Raw genomic sequence first — 1,477 nt, forward strand, 5'->3', positions numbered from 1 at the left:
GCAACGTCTCGGCCCGGGTCGGCGACGGACTGGTCGCCGTGACGGGCACCGGGGTGGTGCTGGCCGACTGTAGCGCCGACGACGTCACCGTGGTGGACGCGACCGGGGAGCATGTCGACGGCCGACTCGCGCCGACGTCCGAGCTCGGCCTCCACCTGGGCATCTACGCCCGATCGCAGGCAGCGGCGGTCGTCCACACGCACGCCCCCTTCTCGACGGCCGTCGCCTGCGTGGCCGGGATGGACGCGCTGCCCGTGCTCCACTACCAGCAGCTGCTGCTGGGCGGGGAGATCCGGGTGGCTCCCTACGCCACGTTCGGCACCCCTGAGCTCGCCGACCTCGTCGTGGACGGCTTGCAGGACCGGCAGGCGGTCCTCATGGCCAACCACGGTTCGGTGGCGGTGGGATCCTCCCTCGACAAGGCCCTCGACAACGCGCTGCTGCTCGAGTGGCTGGCGGCCCTGCACGTGCGCGCGAGTGGGATGGGCACGCCGCGGCCCCTCACCGAGGCGCAGCAACACGACGCGGTCGTCCAGGCGATCACCCTCGAGTACGGAACCACCAAGGAGCTCCCGCAATGACCGACATCTCCTCCATGATTATCGCGACGGTCGGGGTGCACGTCCTCGACGTCCACGCGATCGGGATCGACTCCATCCCGGAGGGCTCCGCAGGCGCCCTGGTGGACACCATCGCCTTCTCCCCGGCCGGAACCGCCGGGGGCACGGCAGTGGTGCTCAGCCGCCTGGGGGCCGGGGTCCGCAGCATCGGCGCGGTCGGTGCCGACGCCATCGGACGCACCCTGACGGCCCTGCTGAGCGACGAGGGCGTGGACACCGGTGGCCTCGTGACCAAGGCGGATGCGCAGACGTCGGCGTCGGTGATCCCCGTGCGGCCCAACGGGGACCGACCCGCGTGGCACTGCATCGGTGCGAACGGCGTGTTCACCCTAGACGACATCGACGACGCCGCGCTCGAGGGACTGACGCATCTACATCTGGGCGGGCCAGAGTTCCTGGGCGGCCCGGCGGCGGGCGAGCTGCTCTCCCGTGCCCGCGGGAAGGGGATCACCACGTCGGTCGACGTGCTCGCCGACGGCGACCCGGGCATGCTCGAGTGGATCGCCGACGCCCTGCCGCACGTGGACTACCTGTTGCCCAACGATGACCAGGTTCGCGGCTTCACCGGCGCCGAGTCGCTGGCGGAGGGGGCGCGCGTGCTGATCGAGCGAGGGGTGGCGTGCGTGGCCCTCACGGCGGGCGCCGACGGCGCACTCGTCGTCACGCCGGACGAGACCGTCGCGGTCCCCGCCTTCCCGATCGACGTCGTCGACACCACCGGCTGCGGGGACTCGTTCTCGGCCGGCTTCCTGGTGGGCCGCCACCTGGGGCGCGATCTGCGGGAATCCGCGGAGCTCGGCTGCGCGGTCGCGGCTCAGGTGGCCCAGGGCCTCGGCACCACGGCGGGCAGCTATGAC

Annotated in this window: 2 protein-coding genes; both read left to right on the forward strand. The window is 72.4% G+C overall.

Going from position 1 to position 1,477, the window contains the following annotated elements; translation table 11 throughout:
* Positions 1 to 581: class II aldolase/adducin family protein (locus IY392_RS15545; protein WP_194861692.1), on the forward strand; the 581-nt coding region annotated here is incomplete at its 5' end.
* Positions 578 to 1,477, forward strand: a 900-nt coding sequence (locus IY392_RS15550; protein WP_194861693.1) for a carbohydrate kinase family protein, incomplete at its 3' end; no start/stop codon positions are given. The genes IY392_RS15545 and IY392_RS15550, both read left to right, overlap by 4 nt.

This window comes from Dietzia sp. SYD-A1, assembly GCF_015356725.1.
Lineage (GTDB): Bacteria > Actinomycetota > Actinomycetes > Mycobacteriales > Mycobacteriaceae > Dietzia.